This window comes from Stomatohabitans albus (assembly GCF_036336025.1).
Lineage (GTDB): Bacteria > Actinomycetota > Nitriliruptoria > Euzebyales > Euzebyaceae > Stomatohabitans > Stomatohabitans albus.
The window spans coordinates 439,790-457,469 of sequence record NZ_JAYKKE010000001.1; the positions used below are offsets into that span (position 1 = coordinate 439,790).

12 protein-coding genes and 1 CRISPR repeat array are annotated in these 17,680 nt (G+C 50.6%); of the genes, 1 reads left to right on the top strand and 11 read right to left on the bottom strand.

Going from position 1 to position 17,680, the window contains the following annotated elements; translation table 11 throughout:
* Positions 1–63 precede the first annotated feature (63 nt).
* Positions 64–1,475: direct repeats of the CRISPR family, unit length 36 nt; unit sequence GCTTCAATGAAGTCCACTCATAAAGAGTGGAATAAC.
* Positions 1,476–1,638: 163 nt separating this feature from the next.
* The 9 genes from cas2 to VCU37_RS01940 all read right to left on the bottom strand — a co-directional run bounded on the left by cas2 (position 1,639) and on the right by VCU37_RS01940 (position 14,097).
* Positions 1,639–1,935, bottom strand: a complete 297-nt coding sequence (gene cas2, locus VCU37_RS01900; RefSeq protein ID WP_336248937.1) for a CRISPR-associated endonuclease Cas2 — start codon at positions 1,933–1,935, stop codon at positions 1,639–1,641.
* Positions 1,935–3,569: a CRISPR-associated endonuclease Cas4g/Cas1g gene (gene cas4g/cas1g, locus VCU37_RS01905; RefSeq protein ID WP_336248938.1), complete on the bottom strand. Its 1,635-nt coding sequence runs from the start codon at positions 3,567–3,569 to the stop codon at positions 1,935–1,937. The genes cas2 and cas4g/cas1g overlap by 1 nt, the downstream gene beginning before the upstream one ends.
* Positions 3,570–3,572: 3 nt before the next feature.
* Positions 3,573–4,442: a type I-G CRISPR-associated protein, Cas3-extension family gene (locus tag VCU37_RS01910; RefSeq protein WP_336248939.1), complete on the bottom strand. Its 870-nt coding sequence runs from the start codon at positions 4,440–4,442 to the stop codon at positions 3,573–3,575.
* Between the two features lie 5 nt (positions 4,443–4,447).
* Positions 4,448–7,486: a type I-G CRISPR-associated helicase/endonuclease Cas3g gene (cas3g, locus tag VCU37_RS01915; protein WP_336248940.1), complete on the bottom strand. Its 3,039-nt coding sequence runs from the start codon at positions 7,484–7,486 to the stop codon at positions 4,448–4,450.
* On the bottom strand, positions 7,483–9,144 hold the full coding sequence (gene csb2, locus VCU37_RS01920) for a type I-G CRISPR-associated protein Csb2 (RefSeq protein WP_336248941.1): 1,662 nt from the start codon (positions 9,142–9,144) through the stop codon (positions 7,483–7,485). Before csb2 ends, cas3g begins: the two co-directional genes overlap by 4 nt.
* Complete coding sequence (gene cas7g / locus VCU37_RS01925; RefSeq protein ID WP_336248942.1) at positions 9,144–10,415, bottom strand: type I-G CRISPR-associated RAMP protein Csb1/Cas7g; 1,272 nt, start codon at positions 10,413–10,415, stop codon at positions 9,144–9,146. Before cas7g ends, csb2 begins: the two co-directional genes overlap by 1 nt.
* 227 nt (positions 10,416–10,642) lie before the next feature.
* A complete protein-coding gene (locus VCU37_RS01930) occupies positions 10,643–11,719 on the bottom strand; it encodes an XRE family transcriptional regulator (protein ID WP_336248943.1) in 1,077 nt (358 codons plus the stop codon).
* 84 nt (positions 11,720–11,803) lie between these two features.
* Entirely contained in the window at positions 11,804–13,543 is a 1,740-nt protein-coding gene (locus tag VCU37_RS01935; protein WP_336248944.1) for a nuclease-related domain-containing DEAD/DEAH box helicase, read from the bottom strand.
* 5 nt (positions 13,544–13,548) lie between these two features.
* Positions 13,549–14,097 carry a phosphorylase family protein gene (locus VCU37_RS01940; RefSeq protein WP_336248945.1) on the bottom strand — a complete coding sequence of 183 codons (549 nt, stop codon included), beginning with the start codon at positions 14,095–14,097 and terminating at the stop codon, positions 13,549–13,551.
* Positions 14,098–14,175: 78 nt separating this feature from the next.
* Between VCU37_RS01940 and VCU37_RS01945 the strand changes: the two genes are divergently transcribed.
* The gene (locus tag VCU37_RS01945; protein ID WP_336248946.1) at positions 14,176–15,129 is read left to right on the top strand and encodes an N-acetylmuramoyl-L-alanine amidase; all 954 of its coding nucleotides are present in this window, start codon (positions 14,176–14,178) and stop codon (positions 15,127–15,129) included.
* Positions 15,130–15,199: 70 nt separating this feature from the next.
* Here VCU37_RS01945 and VCU37_RS01950 read toward each other — a convergent pair whose 3' ends face one another.
* Together VCU37_RS01950 and hemE are read right to left on the bottom strand one after the other, a co-directional pair.
* The gene (locus tag VCU37_RS01950) at positions 15,200–16,615 is read right to left on the bottom strand and encodes a protoporphyrinogen/coproporphyrinogen oxidase (RefSeq protein ID WP_336248947.1); all 1,416 of its coding nucleotides are present in this window, start codon (positions 16,613–16,615) and stop codon (positions 15,200–15,202) included.
* Complete coding sequence (gene hemE, locus VCU37_RS01955; RefSeq protein ID WP_336248948.1) at positions 16,599–17,654, bottom strand: uroporphyrinogen decarboxylase; 1,056 nt, start codon at positions 17,652–17,654, stop codon at positions 16,599–16,601. Before hemE ends, VCU37_RS01950 begins: the two co-directional genes overlap by 17 nt.
* Between the last annotated feature and the right edge of the window lie 26 nt (positions 17,655–17,680).

The following is a 17,680-nucleotide window of genomic DNA, read 5'->3' on the forward strand; positions in this document are numbered from 1 at the left end:
AAGTCCACTCATAAAGAGTGGAATAACAAGGACGGGTAACACAAATGAGCTCTATTCTTTCCAGCTTCAATGAAGTCCACTCATAAAGAGTGGAATAACATTATACCTTATCTATCGGTCGATGCAACCAAAACTTGCTTCAATGAAGTCCACTCATAAAGAGTGGAATAACGGGTTGACGGTTTTGCCGCCACCAGGCCGTATCTCAGCTTCAATGAAGTCCACTCATAAAGAGTGGAATAACAAGGACGGGTAACACAAATGAGCTCTATTCTTTCCAGCTTCAATGAAGTCCACTCATAAAGAGTGGAATAACGACGATCCGGGACGGTTCGTGTTTGCTGAGAAGCCGGCTTCAATGAAGTCCACTCATAAAGAGTGGAATAACAATTACCGGACGTTGGTTCCTGCTGCGGAGTCGATGGCTTCAATGAAGTCCACTCATAAAGAGTGGAATAACTCCTCGGCGTGCCGTGGTGGTGCGAACCCGAGCGCGGCTTCAATGAAGTCCACTCATAAAGAGTGGAATAACCTTGCTCACCTTCATGGCCGGTTGCGACTTGCCCGTTGCTTCAATGAAGTCCACTCATAAAGAGTGGAATAACAAAGTCTAAAGAAAAGTTGACAGCGACCGATATATAGCTTCAATGAAGTCCACTCATAAAGAGTGGAATAACCATCGGTCTCGTATCGCTCAACCATGATCTTGTCGACGCTTCAATGAAGTCCACTCATAAAGAGTGGAATAACTGTTCGAGTGGTACGCGAAACGGCCCGCGGGGGTTGCTTCAATGAAGTCCACTCATAAAGAGTGGAATAACAATTCGGTTCCACAACCCGGCGCATACTCGACACAAGCTTCAATGAAGTCCACTCATAAAGAGTGGAATAACGTGTAAACCGCAGTGACTTAAAATTGCTTTAGTTTCGCTTCAATGAAGTCCACTCATAAAGAGTGGAATAACGACCTGCAAAACGGGCATATCACCGAGGGTTGGTCCTGCTTCAATGAAGTCCACTCATAAAGAGTGGAATAACAAAGCATCATGGCCACAACAGTTAGCCGCGAAAAAGGCTTCAATGAAGTCCACTCATAAAGAGTGGAATAACACGCTGCGTGATAAACCCACCCTGTTCTAGAGGTTACGGCTTCAATGAAGTCCACTCATAAAGAGTGGAATAACCAATGTGCCAGCAAACATCAATGTGAAAGGAAAGGACGCTTCAATGAAGTCCACTCATAAAGAGTGGAATAACGTATACGGCTTTAGTCATGGGTTTCTCGACCGGGGAGCTTCAATGAAGTCCACTCATAAAGAGTGGAATAACGCTCGTCACGACCCTTGGCCTCGCGAAATCTGAGCTGGCTTCAATGAAGTCCACTCATAAAGAGTGGAATAACCACACTCCGCCAGCCGGTTAGTCGGTTAGTTGGCGTTGCTTCAATGAAGTCCACTCATAAAGAGTGGAATAACAGCGCATCGCGATCCTCATGCGCTGGTTAGAGTCTAGCAGCCTTTTGCGAGCAGCCCACGATACAAGCTAGTAATTCAATCTCTGTAATATTTTCAAGCATCTAGAAACTTCATATACCTAGTGCGAGCACCCTAGGTATTTTGGAGTAAGCCGCTCCCCTCGCTACCAGATAGTGGCACCAACATCAGGCGGCGGATACGCCCGTCCTACCCATTCAATACGACGTTCAGGAGTCCTGGAAACATCTCCAAGGTCAATAACTGCAACACTGTCTTCGTTTTGGTTAATCGTGTCTCTGACCATAGAAATTAGCTGCACACGTTCCATTAAATCTAAGTCGCATATATAAACGGAATACTGCATTCGATACCCATAAGCAATAATCCTTCTTCCCATACGAGCCAAGCGATCAGGGTCCGAAATGTCATAACAAACGAGATATCGACGTCGTTTCATCATTACCTCGTGGTAAACGCCACGTACTTGGCAATGTCTTCCATCATCACCCCAGCCAGCAACCGGCACTGTAAGCGCAGTGCTCTCCTGTACTCAGTCCGGTACTTAAAAACTGGGTGAATGATTGTTTCATCAAGACGACGTTCATATGCGCGCAACAAATCTTTTTTCATACCAGGTTTCATGATGCAGCCGTCACCTCGGTATTGAAACTTGTCAGGTGTGGCCACGCCAGTGTTGACAAGCTTGACGACCGTGGAGTCAACCACTAACGGCCTGAATTCTTCCATCATGTCTAGTGCCAATGCAGCCCGATTAAACCTTGGTTCGTGCAGTAACCCCTGATAAGGGTCGAATCCAACGCTGAGCAATGAAACTGTCATCTCTTTAGCAAGCGCTGCATACAAGAACGACAACATTGCATTCACAGGGTCTGTTGGCGGTCGTTTATTGCGCCCTTCTAATGTGAAACCCATCTCAGCTTTAAGCATGGCATCGAAAGCTGAGAAATAGGCTTTAGCAGCAATGCCTTCAACACCAAGGAGTGACTGCTTATCTTTGCAGCGTTTAACTCTTGCCAACGCTCGGGTCAGTTCTGTCAGTGTGGGTTCTACATCAATCTTGGCGTTTCTTCGAAGAAGCGTTCGGCAGTTCGCAATCTTGCCCGCAATCATTGTTTTTGCATAATCCAACGCACCAGTGATTGATGCCAACACCTGACGACGACGCAAGTCAACATTTCCACTCATCGCCCCAGACGCGTACCCTTTAAACCACCCGCCACTTGAAAACCATAAGATCGGGATGTTCCGCTCAAGACACGCCCCAATAAGTGTTGAGCTAACTTCAATGCGTCCATACAAATTAATTTCACTCACATCAAGAAGACGCACCTTTTCTTGGGTGACACGATCCTCCCTCAGCTCTACAACACCATTTGAAAGACCAATATACGTACCCTGTGTGGTTATATAAAGTGCTCGTGAAGCTGGATCAGTTGCAACCATCCGCCGAGGGGGTTGAGCACTCTTTCCATCGAGGGCATTTGTCTCATCAGGAATACACATTTCTACAAGCGAGCAACGCCGACACTTTGGACTATCAATCAAGGGTTTAGGAATCTTGTGAGACGCAGCAACCTTTTTCAAGTCTGCAACTTGGGCTAAAGCCCAATCGATTGCTTCTTTTGTTATTGGCACACTAACACGCCGCTTAACCTTGTCATACCAAACATAGGCAGTTGAACATTTATGTCCTGCTTCTCTTAATAACAAGGCCTGGATGAGGACCTGAACCTTATCTTTAAGCCAAACTGGGTCATCACCTAGCTGTGGAGCACCACGTTTAAACTCAATAGGGATCGAAAATGAACCATCACCTTCAAGCACATCAAGCTTGGCCACCAGACCTAATTCTGGCGAGGATAACTGCACTGAGGTTGCTTTAAATGGCTTTTCTTCGCTTGTAGCAGGAACCGAACCCTTCACAGCGTTGACCTTACGGTGAAGGGCAGTTCCCTCAGCTACCTCGTGATTCTCTTGAAACTGTCCCAGAACCCATTCTAAATAGAAAGAACGTTTGCAATAGACAAACTCACTGACCATTCGAGCTGGAACAAGGTCTGGGACAGGGTTCATCAGCTACTCCGACCAAACCAACTTTGGTGGACACATCCGTCCATATCCTTGACCAACTCGTAGGATTTGAGATTGATACACGAAGAAAACACCTTTCGGTGGAACCCAGTCCACCGAATCTAAACGCTGTTTGCGCGGCATAAACTGCATAAGTGCAGTAATACTTTTTGCCCCTAGGGGGCCTTTCCACATTGGCCATGCCCATGAGGCATTTCCCGCGGTTCCGCTACCGCCAGGTGTTAGAACCCGCTTGTTGCTACCGAATACCGGCAGCAGTGCTAACCCTCGGAATGCCAGCCAGTCGGCACCTGGTATCGTGGACTTTTTGGTATCAGATGGATTTGTTGCAGTTAACGCGTAATAACGATCATCACGAGGATCCCACATCAATGTTTGATATCCCGTAGCTGAGTATCGCCATGGCCCAAAGAGGCTTTCGTCCATTAAGTCTTTACTTAATGACTGCCCTACACCATTAACAATCGTCAGAAACTTTTGAGAACCAGATGTGAAATACAGGTCTGTTGGCTTAGAGAGGCCTTTCCCGTCAACTGTAATATCGGTGATAAACGAAGACCGGATTCCATGCTCTTCAGAAATACAGGTAAAAAGAAAGTCTAGTTTTTCTTCTTCCGTAAATCGTATGTCTGAATACTCGAATAATGGCCATTCCAAGACACGATCACGATCTTCTAAAAGTAGAGGAATGAGTTCGTCTTTCGCTACAGTGCTATGTAGTACCGCCGTAGGTTCAGAGTCCTCCGTCCAAGAAATCTTTGCGTTGTAATTCCGAAGAGCCTCACAAACTCCAAGTGCGGCGAGAAATGCCATCGGGTTATTACCGTGCAGGCCCCCTAGCTCAATCGTATTCATCCCAATCACCTTCTTTTAGTTCCAGATCGGACTGCCGATTGGCGGGCACTTTCATGGTGGTCAGCCAGGCGAAGCACTGCCTCTAACCAAGCAAGCCCATACCATCCAAACCGTTCCGTCATTGCCCAGAAACGATCAGTTACCCCTGAACTCACCGCGTCTAATCCATGCGCACTCGATGCCTCCATGTCATAGCCTTCACGCGAGACATGCACGTCAACCGGCTTTGGGTCGTCCTGCCGTGGTGGAATCGATCGACAATACCCATGGTGTGTAGCTACAAGGTGTTTAACTAGGTCTGCATCTGGACGAGTTTCAAAGCTCTGTGCATGCTCAAGGAGCGCCAAACTCATGAGCTCATGGCGGGTACCTCGAACATACCCAGACTGTTCATAAATAGCGGCAATTTGGGCACCTGATTTTGGCGTCTCGACCGATTTAGCCAGCACACCATCAGCAGCCATTGCAGCCGCAATCACATCCCCTCCGTATAGCACCGTTTGGAAGCGACTATCGGCTTTGCCAATATCGTGAAACGACCCTGCCAACCGAAGGGACTCGGCAAGTGATTCAATCCCTAGCGAATGGGCGTATCGTTCAGCCATAGCAGCAACATCATCACTATGTTCGTTAAGGCTAAGTGGTACACCAATCAGACTTGAAGCAGCGTCAGAACCATCCGTTTCAAAGACATACCCGCCTTTTTGGTCTTGAGTAGTTAAGGGCTTACCAACAGCCACATAGAACGTGCCTGTTTTGCCGTCAACGAACTCTTGAGGCACGAGGTCCACCAGTTCCACGCTGGAGTTGATGGTGTAATACGTACCTTCCGGGGCTTCAGATTGATTCCAACGCTCCAGCAAACGTTGTAATGCCACTAGCGCACCCTCTTTTTCAGCCTTCGAGATACGAGCATTATCCGATGACGCAGAGGGTGGCTTGATTGATGTTGGATACCCGAAACGTTCATGGAATCGAATTGTTGGTGCTACACCCGGGTAATCCTTAGCCCGTTGGAATTGGGCTATCTCACCAAGGTCAGTGACCGTATCAGTAGAAGTCGGGTCCCAGTTGCCTTCCGAAATACCACCCCATTCCAGAGGCACAATGACGACATCACCGTTGCGGACATCTTTAATAGGAATCCATTCTGAATCAACACCCCTCCACCGCAGCACCCAAACGACATGATGAGGCATCTGATCGCCCTCATCTTTCGCGTCAAAACGGTCAACATCGGCTACATCGATAAGTTGAGGTTCGTATGGATGTTCAGCTTGAAGGTTTGTTCTGTTCCGAGAACTGGCCCAGAACCTAAATGCCGGTATTGGCAGTGCGATTGCTTCACTTGAACGAGGTGGACAGGCCAACAATTGGTCAATCAGTGCCTCAAGCTGGTCAGTTCGCAACCATTCTAACGGTTGCCCATCATCGGTACGTCCTTTCCCTGGGCTGGCGTATCGAAGCGGGATTTCTCCACGCCAAATGACCGTTACTTCTGGGCGTGGTTCCTGAACGCCGTGCAAATGATAGGCAACCTCCGGTTGTGTGGCCGGTTCAGGGAATGTTTGGCTCAATGCATCAATATGACTTGGAGACAGTCGCGTCGTTTGAACATCAGGCGCTGAACAAACTAAACGCTCCTCAGGAGTACCGAGTTCTTGAGAAGCTGGCCCCATGTCAAACTGGTCTTTGCCATGAAGGCCTTCAAGCAGGTTCCAAGTTTTAGCCAGCGTTAGACCATATACCGGATCAACGTTCTTTTCGGATGTCTGCTTTTTATGCGCAACAATGAGAATCTCAGCTGGATTGCCACGCGCACTTAACTCACCCCGGCGATCAACACGACCAGCGCGCTGAATGAGTGCATCCATCGATGCAATCTCGGTGACCATCCCGTCAAAGTCGAGATCGGCGCCAGCTTCAATCGTTTGCGTAGAAACCACATACACACGCCGATCCATCTCATTACGGTCACGCCCCGCACCGGCTATCTCCTTGATGTGCGCCCAAATGGTTTCTCGATCAAGCGGCCGCATACGCCCTGTAAGCGTAATAACATCGGCATTGGGTTCGTTTGTCTTGATCTCTTGGCCTAGACGGACTGCCGTTTCCACGCGATTAACAATGACACCAATAACATTACCCGAAATCCGTTTAGCTTCGGCGGGAATACGTGCGATTAATGCCTCTTCGGGGCGTTTTGCCCCTTGGAGTGCGAGCAACTTTAAAGATGCATATTTGACCGCTCGGACTCGATCCTTGAGCCTTGGGCAAGATTCAATATCTTCCATTTCTTCAAGTTTGAAAGAAGACTGTGCCTCAAGGTCAACTGGGGTAGCCGACATTTGTACGATGCCGTTACGAATAGGTAAACCATCTTTGATGCAGGCATTTTGCATAGCTTTCAATTCGCCAAGCATCTTCGCAAAAGGCTTACTCAAGTGCACCTCGTCAAGCAGCCACAAACAGTCATTGCCCAATAAGCCCGCATGAATAGGGCGCATTTTGGGGCTAACCCCATACCCGCGGAAAAGCACTCTGGAACCTACTTGGTCGACCGTGCTGATAAGTACGGCAGGGATATCAGGTTGACTCGCCCACGTATCATCCAATGGGATACCGCCACGAAGCTCCGCTACTTCAAGCGGCACCCGATTGGGGGAAGCATTCGCCATCCGCGAACGAAGAGCCTCAGCCACTCGGCGTTGGATATCATCCGATGGGTTTAACAGCGCATTTTGAAGTGCCTTGACGTGACCCATCGTTTGACTCACAATTGCACGACGATCAACCACATACACAATCCGCCGGGGTGCCTGATGCATATCGGCCGCTTGGGTATAAAGCGCAATGTCAATGGCGCTCGTTTTCCCCGATCCAGTCGGCAGGTCCAACACCATTGGCCACCCTGCATTTATCCCAGGATGCTCTCTTTGGTTTTGAAGGATCTGCTCAACAAGACGCTGTTGCCAAGGGTATGGCTCAAATCCGTGGATCGACTGGAACCACATAGCAAAGTCCTGCCCTGAAAACTGTGTCATCGTCCTACCTCCGGAGCACACAATCCCATACCAAAGAAGCGCCCAGCACCAAGCACAAGAGGGCCTTGTACAGGTTCTTTAAATTGAATTCGTGCATGAATAAGAAACCGCCGGCGCCCACCGATTTCAATAGGGTCAAACCGTTTGCAGTCATAACTTTCACTGAAAAATGGTTGGCGTTGAACCTGAACTGAAACTGGCTCAGGTAACCCCTGATCTCGGCAAGCTCGCACAATGGAATCAATAGCCTTCGTTGCCGCAGCATCGTGTTTGCTTGCACTCGCATGACCAAAGTGTTTGGGGTTTCGATCAAGCACAATGGGGGTAGTCGTTACCCATATCGATGATGGTTTGCGCCAGGTATCCAGTTGTAGTGTTTTTACCCGTGACGTGGGATTGCGCTTGAAAACCGTTCTATCGCCGCCCGAGGAAAACAATCTCACGGTTCCCAGTTCTTGACTGTCATCATTTGCTTGTTCCCAGGCACCAATTGCTTGATACACATTGAGTCGATCTTGTTGATCGTCTGGTTCTGGAAGTATTAACACAACGCCCATGCCAGCCCCTGTTGCATGGCGGAACTGCACGAATGCGGGAGCGATGATTTTGATGTGCGGTTTGCTTGTTGGGGAGCCATCTGCTTCGTGCCCTGAGAGGTACGGGGACCGTGGATTAGGGGCGTGAGCTAACAGTGCATTTCGAAATGCCCGACATACATCCCAAGTCTTTTTAACAGAAAAACGCTTTCCCTCAACATATTCAAACGCCATCCACTCCCCAGCTTCAGTTGAAACGGCAGGGGTGAGCAGGTTGGGTTCACCGTGGTAATAAGCGGTTAGTGTGTGGGGCATGATACGTGGGTCAACATCATTAAATTGAGAAGTCGCATCGTCCCGCTGCGTAGCATGGATAGACCGAAGTACGAATGCTTGTTCCAGCCGCTCTAGCTGCCCAGCTTCAAATGTCCGAAGCACATGCCCGCCCTGTTTATCAGGAACCCAGTTGGGGGTTTGTGCACACTGACCAATAGAGACCGCAACAAAACTTGATGAATGGCCAAGCCGAGTTACCCGGGCCAACACTTGGTTTAGTGCCCCTTGGTACTGCAGCACATCATGTTCCTCAACCCCATCCCAAATAAACCACTGCACCGGTTCTTTGGGGGTAACCGACGGATAATTCCGTGCCTGCTTGTTGCGTTCTTCAGGAAGCAGGTCAACTTTGGGATTCTTGCCAATCTTCTCATCCCATGCAATAAGCTTGGTTACGTCACGTGCTGCTCCAATTTTCTTGAGTGCTGATGCCTTCTTAGCCCCAGTTGTGGCCATGGCTAACGCTTGTGTAGCATCGCCAATTTTGTTGTACTTCGTGACCAGTTGGGAAGCACTCATCACCGTCGCATCATTCGTTGGTACAAAGTGAGTTACGACAGCTCGTGCGCTGGCCTCGGAGGCAACAATCTTGGGCGCACCCAGTGTGGATAGCCAACGGAGAGCCTCTGCTTCAGCCAGATTTACCTCGTCATCGTCATGAAGGGCTGCTACACAGGCACTGAATAAACGGCTGGGATGGGCTGGCCACTCGTGGCCGGTACGGTTAAAGGCATCAGTTGCGATATAGCGCCGAGTCAGGAAATCGACGCGGATGCCGAAACGCATTAACCCTCACCACCATCTGTGGGGTTTTCAGCCATTAACTTTTCACGGCTGGCACGGATAAGTCCAACAAGCTTGTCAGCAGGATACAACACGATTGGGTCGCTCTCCCAGGTCATACCCAACGATGCAGCTTGAGCAACAGCCTGGTTCAATAAGGTGATTGCATCATTGGCAGTGAGTGAAACAACACTGATGTCTTGAGCATGTTTGCCAATGAGTTCTAAAGTCCAGGCGCCCTCATTAATCAGGTCACAACGAGAACGTAGCGCGAAATCGCCTTCCATACGTGAGGTGATGGCAACTAACCCAAGCGCAGCAATAACGGTGCGTACCGCATCGTTCACTGCTTTACGCTTCTCGCGGGGTACAGCAGTGCCGTCTGGATAGGTCGCAAAACGCAATTTTCGTAATGTGCCAAGGGACAACACACAGGTGTGCGTCGCGTGATCCATAACAATGCCACCGGCCTGCTTATCGATGCTCGGTGTCACATTGCCGTGGTTAATCTCACTCGGTCGCACGGCCTTGCCTTTTGCACCGCCTGCGTCAGCCTTGAGTACCCACTCTTCATCTCCTTTGTCGAGTTTGTAGACGACATTCTCGACCTTTTCTATTTCTAACGGATCAATACGACTCCCGACCTTCACGCCAAGGCGAATATCGTGGGCCACAATCTCTGAGTAAATAGCCCGCTCAAACTTGCTACCCAACCCACCTTTTGGCCCAGTGGAATCCCAACCACCAAAGAGCAATACCGTGGGTGCATATTGATAGAGGGCTGTGGCGTCACCAGGCCGTGCTTCCGTGATGGCCCGACCAATATCTGACAACCGGAACAGTGTGCCATCTAACAAGGAATCGCGAATTGCGGCATCATAAACACGGTGCGGAAGACCCAATGTTGACAAGGCACCAAGATCAGCTAAATCAGCTTTCCCCTCGCCATCCTCGACACTCGTAAAGTCAATCTCCATAAGTGGAATAGAGACTTCACCAGCATCGATCTTGTCCTGGACCGCATACTGCAAACCGCGCGCACCTTGGGCAACACTCATTAGTAGAGCCGTTTCCCAGTGGTTTGCCGTCCGCTCAGTTTCCCCTTCGTCAAGGATTGGTCCTTCGACAGCGTAACGAGTTCGCGCATTGTCAGGCACGGCATAGGTAGCCGGATAAACGGGTGTGCCTGCCCCACCAACTGGCTGCATCACCGCTGATACACGAAAAGCAGTTCCAGCACCTGCAACTGCTTCAGTCAATTCTTTGATATCCATCATCTATTCCTCTATGGTCATGGCGTACCCCGCCGATTTGCTAACAAGTCTCAATAGAGACCGACTCGGGCAATTATTGCACAGCAGTTTATAACCTTGCAACTATATTTCGATTATTTATCGAAATATTCAGGTAGAGGTCGGTCATCGTGGCACTTCTTGTGGCCACAAAACAAAAAACACCACATCTCAAGATGTGGTGCCCACCCAAAACAAACCGAATACAGCTAAGCGGCCACCCGCTCAGGTAACGGTGCACCAAGCCCAAGCCCTTCAATATCGCCTAGCCAGTGACGCAAACGTTCCTCTTTAATGCCGTATGTATTAACAAGATAATCGTAGGCACCCAGACCAAAGGCACGCCCCGCTGCCATGCCAAGAAGTCGCGGTGATTCTGCCTGGGGTTCATCGGGTTCCTGACGACTCCACCCCCTTGCCTCAAGCTCCTTAAGAAGTTCACGATGACGCGCCACACTGATAACACCGCAGTTCTTGGCGCGGTGAATACTGGCTTGTACAGAGATACCGTATTCACGCTTAATAACGAGAAGATCTTCGATGGTGGTCTGTTCGTTGATGCACGCCTTAGCAACCTTCAACGGCAAGAGCAACGCGGCAGCAAACTCGTGCGCCTCTTTTTCGATCTGCTTAGGGCCACGCTTACGCGCAACATGTTGGTCCATCACAAGGTGCGCAACCTCGTGCGCAATGGTGAACCGCAAGCGATCTGTCGGCTGTGCTTTTACGCTCACGATCAAGGGTCGTGTCTGGTGCTGCGCACACAACCCATCCGTCATCAATTCCAATGAAATCCGCCGGTCTTTACCGATGAGTTGGTGAATAACGCCCACACCCAGTCGTTCTGCTGCCTGGGTCATACTTGGAATAGGGTCAGAATCACCAAACCCCAAAAAATGCCGCACATCTCGCGCTGCATCTTCCGGCTTCCCGGCCGTTGTTGGCTCAACGAACATTGGATAGTCCACGCGGTCTAATAGTGACTGAGCTAACACCTGTGCCTCATTAAAGATGGCCTGAACTAAGTTCCGTTCAGTGGTAGTTACTTCTGGCGCCATCCGGAAGTTCACATGTTCAATCTCTGGAATCTCATGGGAAAAAAACGAATCAGGCAACCCAAACTCGTCAATGAGCCGTTGAGCAATCTCACGCGGCAACCCTTTGGCTCCTGTTTCAACCGCTGAAATGAATGCCTGCGACACATCTAATCGCTCAGCCATATCCCGCTGTTTAAGTAAATGTTGGTCACGCAACGACTTCAAACGGGTTCCAGGTATCCATTCCATAGAACAAATGTACGCTTTTTTGGTTGATAAGACAAGCACCCAAGTCTGATCGTCTCACCACCCGAATGCGCAAGTGCAGAATGACTATGTTCGTTTGGCATCTCCTGCATTGGCATCGGGATCAACCGTGATCGTTATCAAATCAAAGAGCGCCCGTGTCATCCCGATATATTTCAACGCATTAATGTCGGCCCCATGCCGGTCATCAACTTGTTTATCGGGATCAAACACGTCCGTCAAAATGACTGCCGGTGACTCCATTCCCTTAAAGGACTGAATGGTAGTAAACCGAATCTTCTCACCAGCAGGGTCCCCAACTTCGTAGGGTACGACCCAATCCAATAGTTCTGGCACCACTTCAACTGCCCGTTCCACAAGCGAACCATTACGTCGGTGACTCAAAATAACAATGTCTTTGGGCGTATATCCACGCTTAAAGAGCTCAGAGATACTTATCCCTAAGGTCAGTTGTGCCTGTTCATCTGTCGCTAAAGTGACATGATTTGGCCCCGGTCCCTCATCAGCACGTAAGTACGAGCGCACACCACCGTCGACCAAACTCATCTCGGTTGCAGCTTGTCCAATGATCGGCGAATTACGGCAATTCTTTGTCAGCTTAAACTTGGTGACATCGGGCATACGTTCACGGATAAGCCCCTCTATATCATCATTGACATACACCAATTGACGGGTGAAATCACCGAATAGCCAGACGTTCCCACCGGCGAGCCCACCTTTGACCATGACATCGAAGAGGTCCAAAAATACGGGACGAATGAGATCTTGGGCTTCATCAATGATGATGGCATCAAAGCGTTCTTCTTCAGAAATGGTGCGATACATCTCGATTGCTTGGAGGGGCAATGATTCGTTCCAAAAGGTTGAGCGTTCCAACACACTGGCTTCGGGTGCAGGTACTTGAATCCCCGTTTGATCAACAACCAAATCAAGCAATGGTCCAACTGTTGCATGCCGTAACCCGGCTGTGAGCGCTTGCAACCGTTTACCCAAGAGCACGTTGTAGCAAACTAGTAAACACGACTTTCCCTCTTTAACAATGCGTCGTGTGGCTTCAACCGCGAGGAAGGACTTACCCGTTCCGGCAGCACCATCTATCATCACACGCATGTTGTCGTCAAGTGCATCAATAATCTCATACTGCTCATCAAGGAGACGCAACATTTGTGCTTTTTGCTCATTGCGAATATCACGTACCGAACGCGCAATATCGAATGAGCCGACGAGATGTTGTTTGATTTCCTCAACAACGTCTGGGGTTAAACCGCCTTGCTTGACACGAGCGTTGGCACGACGATCATGTTCACGTGAGTGACGCAAGACACGCGCGATGGCGCCAGGAACGCCCGAACGAAGGTCATCAATATCGAGAACTTGCCAGTCCTCGAATTCAATGGAATGGGGTGCATTCGTCTTAAACGGTGCTCCTGTGAACCACACCACATGGGCAAAAGGAATCCCACTGGTGTCAACAAACGACTTGAGATAGGACATTAATGTCCACTTATTGTTGTCGGCTTGTTTAAAGGGTGAACGCTCGGCGAGTTTCCCATTGAACTCCCACTTGCCATCGCTACGACGGGCAATGCGCTCGTGAGACTTCACCTCAAGCACCACAATGCCCTCACCAGGAATAAGAATGACAAAATCAATCTCTCCTTGACGCTGCGTCTTGTGGCGAGCAAGGTTTAATGAGTGAAACACGACCCAATGGTCTGTCCCGTTAGCTCCTTGGAGAGCTTCAAAAATGGCGCGTTCACCAGGTGGAGCGTTCGAGTCAATCGCGCTCGGAATTAATTCAGCCACGAGGGTTATCCAATCTGCTTGCGTAGGTAGGCACCGAGTTGCTGACTTATCTTTTCAGCAACGAGTAGCCACGTGGTGTATGCCCCATCATCGGCACCATCACTGACTATTTTGACTGAGTACAGCTCCACCCCCAACGCCTGACAGCGAACAGCCAGGTCATACAGTTCCATATCCACCAATTGGGCGTGGGCCTTGAGTGCTTCATGTTCTGCAGGATCGTCAACAATATGATCGACCGTTGCAACCGTTCGCCGTGGCAAGTCTTGCGCCCACTCAGGAACCGCTAATTCAATCGGGTCACGGCCTTGGCTCGTGCCATCAACCACCTTATCGATAACAAATATGGAGCCTGGGGTATCGCCCATCCCCCCTGCGGTACCGGTATTAAGTACTGCATGTGGCTTAGGGGTTGTTCGTTGCACATAGGCATCGAGCAAGTCGATATGCGGATTCCCAATACCCACACGAACGATGTCGGCAGGTTGTGCCCCAATACCCTTTATCTCCTGATCAGCCGCAATGACCAGGGGAATAGATGGCTTCCAATACATAATGGCCTTCCTCCCATGTTGTACAGACCTTCACCATAGCGGACATTTGCCATGAGATGGGTTTAGCATCATGCAGTAATGATCTCGTCGCCTCGTTTTCTGTCGCCCGTTGCACTGTTCGTCGCCTTGTTGTGCCTTGTCCTCACCGGTTGTGCCTCGACACCAGCACCCATTGTGACTACCACACCGAGCAGCTCACCAAGTGCCTCAACATCAACAGCGAGTTGGCAAGGGGCACCAACACCGACTCCGACCCCAATCGCCACGTCTTCACCGAGTACGCATTTACAAGCTCCACAGTCACCCGATGCCACTACGACGAGCAATCATCCCGTCGCCCCAATCCCTCAATCAAGCGAACCAAAAACGATACAGCCCTTACAGGGGCTTCGGGTAGTCCTTGACCCTGGTCACAACGGCGGTAACTTCTCGCATACGAAGGACATTGCTAAACAAGTTCCTGATGGACGGGGTGGCACAAAGAATTGCAATACCACCGGCACTGCAACCTCGTCTGGCTATCGTGAAAGTACCTTTAATTGGGAAGTAAGCCAACGAGTCAAAACCTATCTCGAACAGCGGGGTGCAGTGGTTTCGTTAACCCGAACGAGTGATGACGGGGTAGGGCCGTGTGTGAATGAACGTGGTGCTGCTGGTAACGGGGCCGATGTCCTAGTCAGTATTCACGCGAACGGGAGTGACAACCCGAATGTGCGCGGCTGGTTCATTTTGCATTCGAGTGCCCCACTTAATCACAACCAAGACAACCCCTCACGACTGCTGGCCGGCCATATCGCTGAAACACTTAAAAACCAAGGTTTTCCAACGAATCCATCAGGCCCTTTTAGCCCACGCAGTGACATTGCCACGATTAACCACTCAGGCGCACCCGTGGTCATGCTAGAGCTATTAGAAATGAAGAACCCTGATGAAGCGGCGTTAGCCCAATCGCCAGCAGGCCAAGAACGCTACGCTACGGCCATCGCCGATGGTATTGAACATTGGGCAGGCGATCCTCGACGAAATGAATAGCCCTATACTTTCCAACTATTCACAATAAAATCAAACCTGTAACCCTTACCAATTAGGTAAGCCCGAGACGCTAGACCAGCTGTTCACCCGTTTTAAGTCCATGGGGCACCACAGCAGCCAATCCGGTTCCGCTGGCCCACGCCCCAGTGATCGCTAGTCCTGGCAATGTGGCCGCAGCCTCATGGAGCTGAGCAACCCGTGCTAAATGGGCAGGGGTAAGTGGCGGCAAACTCGGCCCCCAATGCATGACCTTGGAACCCAATACCTCTTCAATCCTTGCTCCGGTCAAGATTTCAGCTTCTCGAACCGCGATCGCTTCGGTAACCGTGGGATAGGGTTCACCTTCCCTCCCCCAACTCAAGCGCATGGCATGGATATCTGGTCCACATGCCCCACCGAGCCACGGCCACTTTTGAGAAGAATGGGTGAGTGCTTTAGCGCTGACCAGGCTATTTGCCTCAACAAGCATGCCAGAACCCCGTGGCGCATCATTCAACCCAGGAGCACGAACCACTAACGTTGCATGCACAATGGGCACACCTTGAGGAACCTCCCACCCTTGAGTTTCAAGCTCAGGAATTGCATCTAACAGCCGCAACCCTTGCCCTCCATCAGTTGCCACAATAACTCGAGGAGTCTGGACGATCGTGCCTTCTCCACCCGGTAACGGGGGAAGCGCTGGATTGGGATTGCGTTCTGCTCTAAATGTTGAGACCGCCCATGGAGTATGGTTTGTACCACGCTCTAGGGCAGTCGCAATGCGATGGGTTTCGATGCGCCCACCACCGGCAAGGATCTGCGAGACAAGGCCTTCGACTAGTCGGAACAACCCGCCCACGGGTTGGGCGACCGGATTACCTTTCGGCCCCCCTCCCCGTATCGCGGCAACTGCGCCAATCAAACTGCCTTCACGCGCTAAGCCTGCTCGCAAACCAGGAATGACACTATCTGCAGTTAAATTCCGTGGATGTGCACTGTGAATCCCTCCCGCAATAGGTGCAACGAGGCGATCAGCCACTTCATCACCCAACCGGAAACGAACAAGATCGTCCAGGCCCTCTCGTTCAGCACCAGCCTCTGGGCCCATTGTGAGATCTTGACGTGCGCGTTCTAGTCCTTTTGGAGAGAGCACCATCGCAACATCAGGGTCATCCAATGAAGCTGGAATACCTAGTGATCCAAAAGGTAGCGGGGTCGCACCATTCTCTTCGCTAAATAACCAGCTTGTTCCAGCTGGCCCAGCCACGGCTAAGCCCAATTCCTCACATAACTGAGCACAAACCTGTGAACGAGAAGCATACGAATCTGCACCAAGATCAAATGTTACTGGCCCGACCTGACCACCAATAATCAGTCCACCGACACTGCCACGTTGCTCTATAACAACAGGCTTCAACCCGGCCTTCACCAGCGAATAGGCGGCCGTTAAACCAGCGATACCACCGCCGATAATGACGGCATCAGCAGATTCAGTTTGTGTGCTCATCAGTTGTCACCTCGTGAACAAATTCAACAATGCGGGTCAAAACATCAGGATCTGTCGTGGGGGGTACCCCGTGGGCAAGGTTCACAATATGACCAGGGGCTTTCGAACCAGCATCAAGGACCTCACGAATGTGCTGTTCAAGCACCTCCCATGGTGCCGCCAGCAGCGCTGGATCGATATTGCCTTGAAGGGTGACAGTGTGCCCCAGGCGCCGGTCCGCCTCATCCAATGCAATACGATGATCAACGCCCACAACATCGGCTCCGGCATCACGCATTTCAGGGAGAAACTCGTTGGTCCCCGTACCGAAGTGAATAGTCGGAACACCGGCTTCATGCGCAGCTTGGAGAACCGTAGCAGAGTGATCAACGACATGGGCAACATAGTTGGCTTGGCCGAGTGATCCGGCCCAAGAATCAAAGAGCTGGATAATGCTTGCTCCACCAGCGATTTGTGCTCGAACGAAGTCGGCGCTGATACGAGCACACCAATCTAATAGGGCATGCCAAGCAACCGGATCGGCATACATCATTGTTCGCGCCGCAAGGTGGTCACGGCTTGGCCGACCCTCAACCATGTATGCCGCCAAGGTGAAGGGGGCGCCGGCAAAACCAATAACCGGGGTGTATGGAGCGGTACCGTCAGGGCGACCAAGTTCCTCGGTCACCAGCTGAACCCCTTGAGTGATTACCTCCTCACCCTCAAGGTGGTGCGTTTCTAAGGCCGAGACATCAGCCATTGTGAGGATGGGTTTATCGAGGACTGGTCCAACCCCAGGTTCAATGTGCACATCGATACCAGCAAGTTTGAGCGGCACCATAATGTCAGAAAAAAATACCGCCGCGTCAACCTTGTGGCGGCGAACCGGCTGACAGGTGATTTCTGCAGCAACCTCTGGATTCAAACATGAATCCAGCATCGGGATATTCGCTCGAAGATCACGGTATTCCGGCAAACTCCGCCCTGCCTGTCGCATAAACCAGATTGGTCGATGGGCAGACGGTTGGCCTTTAATTTGAGCGATAATCGGTGGTTGCATGGCACCACGGTAGACGGATTACAACC

Excerpts from the sequence above, each read along its gene's own strand:
- VCU37_RS01950 (WP_336248947.1), bottom strand. The coding sequence starts at position 16,615 with ATGAGCACACAAACTGAATCTGCTGATGCCGTCATTATCGGCGGTGGT.
- cas7g (WP_336248942.1), bottom strand. The coding sequence starts at position 10,415 with ATGGATATCAAAGAATTGACTGAAGCAGTTGCAGGTGCTGGAACTGCT.
- VCU37_RS01945 (WP_336248946.1), top strand. The coding sequence starts at position 14,176 with ATGATCTCGTCGCCTCGTTTTCTGTCGCCCGTTGCACTGTTCGTCGCC.
- cas4g/cas1g (WP_336248938.1), bottom strand. The coding sequence starts at position 3,569 with ATGAACCCTGTCCCAGACCTTGTTCCAGCTCGAATGGTCAGTGAGTTT.
- hemE (WP_336248948.1), bottom strand. The coding sequence starts at position 17,654 with ATGCAACCACCGATTATCGCTCAAATTAAAGGCCAACCGTCTGCCCAT.
- VCU37_RS01910 (WP_336248939.1), bottom strand. The coding sequence starts at position 4,442 with ATGAATACGATTGAGCTAGGGGGCCTGCACGGTAATAACCCGATGGCA.
- cas2 (WP_336248937.1), bottom strand. The coding sequence starts at position 1,935 with ATGATGAAACGACGTCGATATCTCGTTTGTTATGACATTTCGGACCCT.
- csb2 (WP_336248941.1), bottom strand. The coding sequence starts at position 9,144 with ATGCGTTTCGGCATCCGCGTCGATTTCCTGACTCGGCGCTATATCGCA.
- VCU37_RS01940 (WP_336248945.1), bottom strand. The coding sequence starts at position 14,097 with ATGTATTGGAAGCCATCTATTCCCCTGGTCATTGCGGCTGATCAGGAG.
- VCU37_RS01930 (WP_336248943.1), bottom strand. The coding sequence starts at position 11,719 with ATGGAATGGATACCTGGAACCCGTTTGAAGTCGTTGCGTGACCAACAT.
- cas3g (WP_336248940.1), bottom strand. The coding sequence starts at position 7,486 with ATGACACAGTTTTCAGGGCAGGACTTTGCTATGTGGTTCCAGTCGATC.